Consider the following 8,724-nt stretch of genomic DNA (forward strand, 5'->3'; position numbering starts at 1 on the left):
ACCAGTGTGTTGGGTTGGGAAAGTTGCTTGTCTGGAGCTCGGAGGGAGTAATGATGGTGGCCGATAAGGCTGGGCGCCCGCAAGGGGAAGGCCGTGCCTGTGGCGATAGATTACTCTTGTTCCCTTCGCGGGTATTAACCCGATCAGGTTCCGCGGATCCCGAATTAACGGTCTCAGCCTGGCTGATTCGATGAACAAATCAGGCGCTAGGCACTCCGACAAGATGCCCCCCAGTATAGGAGGGATAAGAAAAAAAACTATAAAATTTTAACGCGCCGGATCCAGCGCCTGGTCCGGCAGCGGTTGCTGCGCGGCTTCCGCCTCCAGCAGGATCAGCTTATCTTCCAGCGCAAAGCGCGCCGCCAGCGTTTCGCCGATATCCGACAGGGCCTGGTGGAATTCCAGACAAACCTCCTGATCGATATCCACTTCGGTATAGCGATCGTGGAACGCCATGATCTGTTCGGTATTGGCCCACAGCTTGGGGTAGATGTTCACCGCCAGCGACATTTTCGGACTGGCTGCGCCTTCCACTTGTTTGATAATTCTGTCATAGATATGAAAATGCCCTGCGGAGAGGTAATCCACCAGGTTGTGGCAAAAGTTCTCCAGCGCTTTTTCATTCAGCGGCGTATGCTTTTCTTTATTCGGTTTGAGGCCTACCAGCGTGCAGTAGGCGACCAGCAACTGCTTGCGGGCCTGAAGCCATTGATCAACTAATTCATTACTACCGCCAACGCGCTGAGTCAGCCTTTCCAAACGGTTGAGCATGTTTGACTCCGTGTAAGTAATAAAAGTAACCGGTAAGTTATTAAAATGTAACAAAGCCGATTCGTAGAGTGCCAGTGAAGCTGAGGTTGTGCAACAACGATATGGAACTTGCATTAACGGGCAATGAAAACGGCTGGTGGATCGTCAGCCATGAAAGCAAACTTTGGTTACCGAACGGTGAATTGCCGTCGGGGACGGCCGCCACCCTCGGGCTGCAGGGCCGTATGGCGCGCACCATCGGTGAGTGGGCGGGCGCGCCGGTTTGGCTGGTGCGCCAGGCGATGCCGCGGGAGATGGGCTCGGTGCGTCAGCTGTTGGATCTGGATCGCGGTCTGTTTCAGCTTGCCGGGCGCGGCGTGCAGCTGGCGGATTTCTACCGTTCACATCGCTATTGCGGCTACTGCGGCCATGAGATGCACCTCAGCCGCAGCGAGAGCGCCTGCCTGTGTGGCCACTGCAAAGAGCGCTACTATCCGCAGATTGCACCCTGCGTGATCGTCGCCATTCGGCGCGAGGATCAGATCCTGCTGGCGCAACACGTGCGCCATCGCGGCGGTATCCACACGGTGCTGGCCGGCTTCGTCGAAGTGGGCGAAACGCTGGAGCAGGCGGTAGCGCGCGAAGTGATGGAAGAGAGCAATATCGAAATCAAGAACCTGCGCTACGTCACTTCACAACCCTGGCCGTTCCCGCACTCGCTGATGATGGCCTTTATGGCCGATTACCATCAGGGGGAAATTCGTCACGATCCCAAGGAGCTGCTCAACGCTGGCTGGTATCGCTACGACCAATTGCCGCTGTTGCCGCCGCCCGGCACCGTGGCGCGCCGGTTGATTGAGGACACCGTGGCGCTGTGCCGGGCAGAATAATGTACAATGGCCGGCAGATTATTAAGGGAGCCCCATAAATGACTGAGTTGAAGAACGATCGCTACCTGCGCGCGCTGTTGCGCCAGCCGGTGGATGTGACCCCCGTATGGATGATGCGCCAGGCCGGTCGTTATTTACCGGAGTACAAGGCGACCCGCGCCCAGGCCGGTGATTTCATGTCGCTGTGCAAGAACGCGGAGCTGGCCTGCGAGGTCACGCTGCAGCCGCTGCGCCGCTATGCGCTGGACGCCGCCATCCTGTTCTCCGACATTCTCACCATTCCCGACGCCATGGGGCTCGGCCTGTACTTTGAAGCCGGCGAAGGCCCGCGTTTCAGCTCCCCCGTTACCTGCCGCGCCGACGTCGACAAGCTGCCCGTGTTCGATCCGGAAGTGGAGCTGGGCTATGTGATGAACGCGGTGCGCACCATTCGCCGCGAGCTGAAGGGCGAAGTGCCGCTGATCGGCTTCTCCGGCAGCCCGTGGACGCTGGCGACTTATATGGTCGAAGGCGGCAGCAGCAAAGCCTTCACCAAGCTGAAGAAGATGATGTATGCCGAACCGGCCACGCTGCACCTGTTGCTGGACAAGCTGGCGGACAGCGTGATCCTGTACCTCAATGCCCAGATCAAGGCCGGCGCGCAGTCGGTGATGGTGTTCGACACCTGGGGCGGCGTGCTGACCGGGCGCGACTACCGCGAGTTCTCTTTGCACTACATGCACAAGATCGTCGACGGGCTGCTGCGTGAAAACGACGGCCGCCGCGTGCCGGTGACGCTGTTCACCAAAGGCGGCGGGCAGTGGCTGGAGGCGATGGCCGCCACCGGCTGCGATGCGCTGGGGCTGGATTGGACCACCGACATCGCCGACGCGCGTCGGCGCGTCGGCGACAAAGTGGCGCTGCAGGGCAATATGGATCCGTCGATGCTTTATGCCTCCCCGGCGCGCATCGCGGAAGAAGTGGAGACCATTCTGGCCGGTTTCGGCCACGGCAACGGCCATGTGTTCAACCTGGGCCACGGCATCCATCAGGATGTGCCGCCGGAGCACGCCGGCGCCTTCGTCGAGGCGGTACACGCGCACTCGGCGAAATACCACCGTTAAGGATCCGATGTGACCGATATGGCGGCCCTGCGCGCCGAACAGCTGCGGCGCGCGGCTGAAGTCATTCGCTACGACGATCTGCCGGCCGAACCGCCGGCCTTCATCGCCGGCGCCGACGTGGGCTTCGAGCAAGAAGGGGCGGTGACGCGCGCCGCCATCGCCATCCTGCGCTATCCGTCGCTGGAACTGGTGGAGTATCAGGTGGCGCGCATCGCCACCGTCATGCCCTACATCCCGGGCTTCCTGTCGTTTCGCGAATACCCGGCGCTGTTGGCCGCCTGGGGGCAGCTGCAGCAGAAACCGGGGCTGATCTTCGTCGATGGGCATGGCATTTCGCATCCGCGGCGTCTCGGCGTCGCCAGCCATTTCGGCCTGCTGGTCGATGTGCCGACCATCGGCGTGGCCAAGAAGCGCCTGTGCGGCAAATTTGCGCCGCTGGACGCCGCCGTCGGCGCGCTGGCGCCGTTGGAAGATAAGGGGGAACAGCTGGGCTGGGTGTGGCGCAGCAAGGCGCGTTGCAACCCGCTGTTCATCTCTACCGGCCATCGCGTGAGCGCCGACAGCGCGCTGGCGTGGGTGCAACGCTGTATGGCGGGCTACCGTTTACCGGAGCCGACCCGCTGGGCCGACGCCATCGCGTCGCGCCGTCCGGCGTTTCAGCGTTGGTTGCAGCAGCATCCGGAGGTGTCGCCATGAGCGATTTCGGGTACACTGCGCCGCAGATAATGCGTAAGAGAGTAAAGCATGCTACGTAACCCGATTCATTTACGTCTGGAACGGCTCGAGGCCTGGCAACATTTGACCTTTATGGCCAGTTTGTGCGAGCGTATGTACCCGAATTACCAGATGTTCTGCAAACAGACCGAGTTCGGCGATCCGGCGGTTTATCGCCGCATTCTGGATTTGGTGTGGGAAACGCTGGTGGTGAAGGACGCCAAGGTCAACTTCGACAGCCAGCTCGAGAAGTTGGAAGAGGCGATTCCGTCGGCGGAAGATTACGATCTTTACGGCGTTTACCCGGCAATTGATGCCTGTATCGCATTAGGGGAACTGATCCATTCGCGGCTCGGCGGGGAGACGCTGGAGCACGCCATCGCCATCAGCGAAACATCGATTCGCACCGTGGCGATGTTGGAAATGACCCAAGCCGGTAAGGAAATGACCGACGAAGAGTTGGAAAGTTTGCCTGCGGTAGAGGAAGAATGGGACATTCAATGGGAAATTTTCCGCCTGTTGGACGCCTGTGAAGAGCGCGATATAGACCTGATCAAGGGGCTGCGATCCGACCTGCGAGAGGCCGGTGTCAGCAACATCGGGATAAATTTAGCGCAATAAGGCAACAAAACGTGATTTAACGCCTGATTTGTCATGCCTTAAGGCTTCACATCCGCACCCTGTCTGGTCTACATTTGGGGGGCGTAAAAAAAGTGGCTATCGGTGCGTGTATGCAGGAGAGTGCTGTCAATCGGCATATCCGTCGCACTCGATGCTTTGCAAACGATAAACACACTGTAAGGATAACTTATGAACAAGACTCAACTGATTGATGTAATCGCGGACAAGGCTGACCTTTCCAAAGCACAAGCTAAACTGGCTCTGGAATCCACCCTGGCTGCTATTACTGAGTCTCTGAAAGAAGGTGATGCAGTACAATTGGTTGGCTTCGGTACTTTCAAAGTAAACCATCGTAGCGAGCGCACTGGCCGCAACCCACAGACTGGCAAAGAAATCAAAATCGCAGCAGCCAACGTGCCTGCGTTCGTTTCTGGCAAAGCACTGAAAGACGCTGTTAAATAAGACCGCGCCTCGGTGAAAAGAATAAACAGGGGGGCGATGGCGCCCCTTTTGTTTGCTCGTCGGGCGCTCATGGCCGTTGGCATCGCCGTCGGCCTGAGTGCCTGCAGTTTCCATTCCGATATCCCCAGCTTTACCGCCAGCGGCTTCGTGGCCGATCAGGGTGTGATACGCCTGTGGCGTAAAGACGATGAGCAACATCGTCCGCAGGTGTTGGTCAGCGTCTACAGCCCTTACCGTGGTCCGGGTACCATCACCACGCTGTACACCTATCAGGGCGACGTGCTGCGCCAAATCAAACGCAACGACGCCGACGGCGATCGAGATTCCATTCAGCTGCGCTTTGCCGACGACGGCACGGTGAGCTTTATGCAGCGCCAGTTGGCGACACGCCGCGAACCGTTGACCAGCGATGAAATCGCTCTGTACCAATATCAGGCGCGGCGGATCCTTGAAGTGAGCAATGCGCTGCGCGCCGGCAAGGTGAAATTGCTGCAGGGGCGCTGGATGCAGGGCGAGGTGCAAACCTGCGACGGCCAACGCATGAAACCGGGGCTGGATGCCGCCTCCATCGTTTGGATCGAGAAACGCGCCCGCAGCAGTAGCCGGCCGGTGAGCGTCGCCTGGCTGGAAGCGCCCGAAGGCAGCGAACTGCTGCTGGTGGCGAACGACGACTTCTGCAGCTGGGAACCGAAAGAAGACCAGCTGTAAAAAAGGCCCCGCGCTGCGGAGCCTCCCATCATGACCTTAGACGGCCAAATCACTTGCCGCGCGCAATCGCGCGATAACCGATATCTTTGCGGCAGAAGCTGCCCGGCCACTGAATGCCTTCCGCCAGCTGGTAGGCGCGTTGCTGCGCCTGCGCCACGGTGTCGCCCAGCGCCGTTACGCACAGCACGCGGCCGCCGCTGGTGACGACGTCATCGCCCTGCAGGCGCGTACCGGCATGGAAGACCTTGCCGTCGGCGCTTTCCTGCTGCGGCAACCCCTGGATCACTTCGCCGTTGCGATAGTCCCCCGGATAACCGCCGGCCGCCAGCACCACGCCGAGCGCAGGGCGTTCGTCCCAGTCGGAGCTTTTCTCGTTCAGGCGGCCTTCGGCACCCGCCAGGCACAGTTCCACCAGATCGGAACGCAGGCGCAGCATGATCGGCTGGGTTTCGGGATCGCCAAAACGACAGTTGAATTCGATCACCTTCGGCTGGCCATCGGCGGCGATCATCAGGCCGGCGTACAGGAAGCCGACGTAGGTGTTGCCTTCCGCCGCCATGCCGCGCACCGTCGGCCAGATCACCTGATCCATGGCGCGCCGGTGGATTTCGTCGGTCACGACCGGCGCCGGGGAGTAAGCTCCCATGCCGCCGGTGTTCGGGCCGGTGTCGCCGTCGCCGACGCGCTTGTGGTCCTGGCTGGTGGCCATTGGCACCACGTTCTCGCCGTCGACCATCACGATGAAGCTGGCTTCTTCGCCGTCGAGGAACTCTTCCACCACGATGCGATGACCGGCGTCGCCGAAGGCGTTGCCGGCCAGCATGTCTCGCACCGCCTCTTCCGCTTCCTGCAGCGTCATCGCGACGATCACGCCTTTACCGGCCGCCAGGCCATCGGCCTTGATGACGATCGGTGCACCTTTGCGGCGCACATAGGCCAGCGCCGGCTCCACCTCGGTAAAGTTTTCATATTCGGCGGTCGGGATGCGGTGGCGCGCCAGGAAATCTTTGGTGAAGGCTTTGGAGCCTTCGAGCTGCGCGGCGGCCTGCGACGGGCCGAAGATTTTCAAACCGGCGGCCTGGAAGGCATCGACCACGCCGATCACCAGCGGCGCTTCCGGCCCGACGATGGTCAGACCGATGTCATGGCTCTGGGCGAAAGCGACCAGGGCAGGGATGTCGGTGGCGGCGATCGCCACGTTTTCCAGATTGGCTTCCAGCGCGGTGCCGGCATTGCCCGGCGCAACGTAGACTTTATCCGCCAGCGGAGACTGGGCGGCTTTCCAGGCCAGCGCGTGCTCGCGCCCGCCGTTGCCGATAATCAAAATGTTCATCAGGGGCTCCACGAATGGCGTGCGCCGGAGCGCACGCGGCAAAAGGAATTAATGGCGGAAGTGACGCATGTCGGTAAAGATCATGGCGATGCCGTGTTCGTTGGCGGCGGCGATCACTTCGTCGTCGCGGATCGAGCCGCCCGGCTGGATCACGCAGGTGATGCCGACCGCCGCCGCGGCATCGATGCCGTCGCGGAACGGGAAGAAGGCGTCGGAGGCCATGGCAGACCCTTTCACTTCCAGCCCTTCATCGCCCGCTTTGATGCCGGCGATCTTGGCGGAGTAAACGCGGCTCATCTGGCCAGCGCCTATGCCGATGGTCATGTTGTCACGTGCATAAACGATGGCGTTGGATTTCACGAACTTGGCCACTTTCCAGCAGAACAGCGCGTCGCGCAGTTCCTGTTCGGTCGGCTGACGCTCGGATACCACACGCAGATCGGCGGCGGTTACCATGCCCAGATCGCGATCCTGCACCAGCAGGCCGCCGTTGACGCGCTTGAAGTCCAGCCCCGCCACGCGTTGCTGCCACTGGCCGCAGGCCAGCACGCGCACGTTCTGCTTGGAGGCCAGCAGGGAGCGCGCTTCCTGGGTGACGTTTGGCGCGATGATCACTTCCACGAACTGGCGGCTGATGATCGCCTGCGCGGTGGCGGCATCCAGCTCGCGGTTAAAGGCGATGATGCCGCCAAAGGCGGAGGTCGGGTCGGTTTGGTAAGCGCGCTCGTAGGCGGCCAGGATGTCATCGCCGATCGCCACGCCGCAAGGGTTGGCGTGTTTGACGATCACGCAGGCCGGCTCGGCGAACTCTTTCACGCATTCCAGCGCGGCGTCGGTATCGGCGATGTTGTTATAAGACAGCGCCTTGCCCTGCAGCTGTTCGGCGGTCGCGACGGACGCTTCCTTTACCTCTTCTTCTATATAGAAGGCGGCCTGCTGGTGGCTGTTCTCACCGTAGCGCATATCCTGCTTCTTGATGTAGTTGAGGTTCAGGGTGCGCGGGAAGCGGCCGGACGGCTGCTCGGTCTCGCCATGGTACGCCGGCACCAGCGCGCCGAAGTAGTTGGCGATCATGCTGTCGTAGGCGGCGGTGTGCTCGAAGGCCTTGATGGCGAGATCGAAGCGGGTGGCATAGCGCAGCGAGCCGTCGTTGTTGTCCATCTCGGTAATGATGGCGGCGTAGTCGCTGCTCTTCACCACGATGGCGACGTCTTTATGGTTCTTGGCGGCGGAGCGCACCATGGTCGGGCCGCCGATATCGATATTCTCGACCGCGTCTTCCAGCGAGCAATCCGGGCGCGCCACGGTTTGGGCGAACGGGTACAGATTGACGACCACCATGTCGATAGGCTGGATGTCATGCTGAGTCATGACGGCGTCGTCCTGTCCGCGGCGGCCGAGAATACCGCCGTGAACTTTCGGGTGCAGGGTCTTTACTCGTCCGTCCATCATCTCCGGGAAGCCGGTGTAGTCGGAAACTTCGGTAACGGGCAGACCGGCGTCTGCCAGCAGGCGAGCGGTGCCGCCGGTGGAGAGCAGTTCAACGCCGCGCTGGGAAAGCGCTTCGGCGAATTCAACGATACCGGCTTTGTCAGACACGCTGAGCAGGGCCCGGCGGATTGGACGAGGTTGTTGCATGGTTTTATCCCTTGGCTTTGAGTCGCAATTAAAGAGCGTTACGTGAATGTCCACCTCGTTCTCTCTATAAGGAAAGGTTTTTGCCTTATAAAGGGAGGGGCAGGCGCATATTCAGGTAACGCCCCCATAAAAAGGGGGATCGTTTCGTCGCGGGGAATTGTAGCGAAAACGTTTGCGTGGCGCTCGTAAATTTTCCGTGCAAATCGCATCTGTGGATAACACTGTGTGCAAGTGGGTATAAGGCGGGGTTTTGCTGTGGAATGCAGCGAACGATCGTTTTTGCGGAAAATACCTGTTGCGGCCTGCGAGGAACTCCCTATAATGCGCCTCCATCGACACGGAACATGTGAACAACTTCACAGAGTATCCGGGGGTCGCAGAGAAAAAATCCTGAAAATTAGGGTTGACTCTGAAAGAGGAAAGCGTAATATACGCCACCTCGAGTTAGCAAGCGAAAGCGCCTAACTCACTGCTCTTTAACAATTTATCAGACAATCTGTGTGGG

The 8,724-nt window shown here is 60.2% G+C and carries 9 protein-coding genes and 1 riboswitch; of the genes, 6 read left to right on the top strand and 3 right to left on the bottom strand.

From position 1 onward, the window contains the following. Positions 1 to 103 precede the first annotated feature (103 nt). A riboswitch (TPP riboswitch) is annotated at positions 104 to 228 on the bottom strand. 39 nt (positions 229 to 267) lie between these two features. Beyond that, a complete protein-coding gene (locus ACSBQQ_RS24325) occupies positions 268 to 771 on the bottom strand; it encodes an Rsd/AlgQ family anti-sigma factor (protein WP_019456431.1) in 504 nt (167 codons plus the stop codon). Positions 772 to 872: 101 nt separating this feature from the next. Between ACSBQQ_RS24325 and nudC the strand changes: the two genes are divergently transcribed. From nudC to ACSBQQ_RS24355, 6 genes are all read left to right on the top strand, one after another. Beyond that, positions 873 to 1,640 (top strand): NAD(+) diphosphatase, encoded by a 768-nt coding sequence (gene nudC, locus ACSBQQ_RS24330; protein WP_033638644.1) that lies wholly within the window; start codon positions 873 to 875, stop codon positions 1,638 to 1,640. 38 nt (positions 1,641 to 1,678) lie between these two features. Next, positions 1,679 to 2,743: a uroporphyrinogen decarboxylase gene (hemE, locus tag ACSBQQ_RS24335; protein ID WP_033636735.1), complete on the top strand. Its 1,065-nt coding sequence runs from the start codon at positions 1,679 to 1,681 to the stop codon at positions 2,741 to 2,743. A gap of 9 nt (positions 2,744 to 2,752) precedes the next feature. Continuing rightward, a complete protein-coding gene (nfi, locus tag ACSBQQ_RS24340; RefSeq protein ID WP_033649987.1) occupies positions 2,753 to 3,439 on the top strand; it encodes a deoxyribonuclease V in 687 nt (228 codons plus the stop codon). 48 nt (positions 3,440 to 3,487) lie between these two features. Then, positions 3,488 to 4,078: a YjaG family protein gene (locus ACSBQQ_RS24345; protein ID WP_025160203.1), complete on the top strand. Its 591-nt coding sequence runs from the start codon at positions 3,488 to 3,490 to the stop codon at positions 4,076 to 4,078. A gap of 189 nt (positions 4,079 to 4,267) precedes the next feature. Continuing rightward, positions 4,268 to 4,540 carry a nucleoid-associated protein HU-alpha gene (gene hupA / locus ACSBQQ_RS24350; protein WP_004929874.1) on the top strand — a complete coding sequence of 91 codons (273 nt, stop codon included), beginning with the start codon at positions 4,268 to 4,270 and terminating at the stop codon, positions 4,538 to 4,540. Between the two features lie 36 nt (positions 4,541 to 4,576). Next, positions 4,577 to 5,248, top strand: coding sequence for a DUF1481 domain-containing protein (locus tag ACSBQQ_RS24355; RefSeq protein ID WP_079656126.1), 672 nt, complete (start codon positions 4,577 to 4,579; stop codon positions 5,246 to 5,248). 49 nt (positions 5,249 to 5,297) lie between these two features. Here the strand turns inward: ACSBQQ_RS24355 and purD are convergent, their stop codons facing one another. Then, a complete protein-coding gene (purD, locus tag ACSBQQ_RS24360; protein ID WP_033636738.1) occupies positions 5,298 to 6,581 on the bottom strand; it encodes a phosphoribosylamine--glycine ligase in 1,284 nt (427 codons plus the stop codon). A gap of 48 nt (positions 6,582 to 6,629) precedes the next feature. After that, positions 6,630 to 8,219, bottom strand: a complete 1,590-nt coding sequence (gene purH / locus ACSBQQ_RS24365; RefSeq protein ID WP_086556994.1) for a bifunctional phosphoribosylaminoimidazolecarboxamide formyltransferase/IMP cyclohydrolase — start codon at positions 8,217 to 8,219, stop codon at positions 6,630 to 6,632. Positions 8,220 to 8,724: the final 505 nt, after the last annotated feature.

It is taken from the genome of Serratia sp. G204Y (genome assembly GCF_051172435.1).
In the GTDB taxonomy this organism is placed as follows: Bacteria; Pseudomonadota; Gammaproteobacteria; order Enterobacterales; family Enterobacteriaceae; genus Serratia; species Serratia sarumanii.

Excerpts from the sequence above, each read along its gene's own strand:
- ACSBQQ_RS24325 (WP_019456431.1), bottom strand. The coding sequence starts at position 771 with ATGCTCAACCGTTTGGAAAGGCTGACTCAGCGCGTTGGCGGTAGTAAT.
- nudC (WP_033638644.1), top strand. The coding sequence starts at position 873 with ATGGAACTTGCATTAACGGGCAATGAAAACGGCTGGTGGATCGTCAGC.
- hemE (WP_033636735.1), top strand. The coding sequence starts at position 1,679 with ATGACTGAGTTGAAGAACGATCGCTACCTGCGCGCGCTGTTGCGCCAG.
- ACSBQQ_RS24345 (WP_025160203.1), top strand. The coding sequence starts at position 3,488 with ATGCTACGTAACCCGATTCATTTACGTCTGGAACGGCTCGAGGCCTGG.
- hupA (WP_004929874.1), top strand. The coding sequence starts at position 4,268 with ATGAACAAGACTCAACTGATTGATGTAATCGCGGACAAGGCTGACCTT.
- ACSBQQ_RS24355 (WP_079656126.1), top strand. The coding sequence starts at position 4,577 with ATGGCGCCCCTTTTGTTTGCTCGTCGGGCGCTCATGGCCGTTGGCATC.
- purD (WP_033636738.1), bottom strand. The coding sequence starts at position 6,581 with ATGAACATTTTGATTATCGGCAACGGCGGGCGCGAGCACGCGCTGGCC.
- purH (WP_086556994.1), bottom strand. The coding sequence starts at position 8,219 with ATGCAACAACCTCGTCCAATCCGCCGGGCCCTGCTCAGCGTGTCTGAC.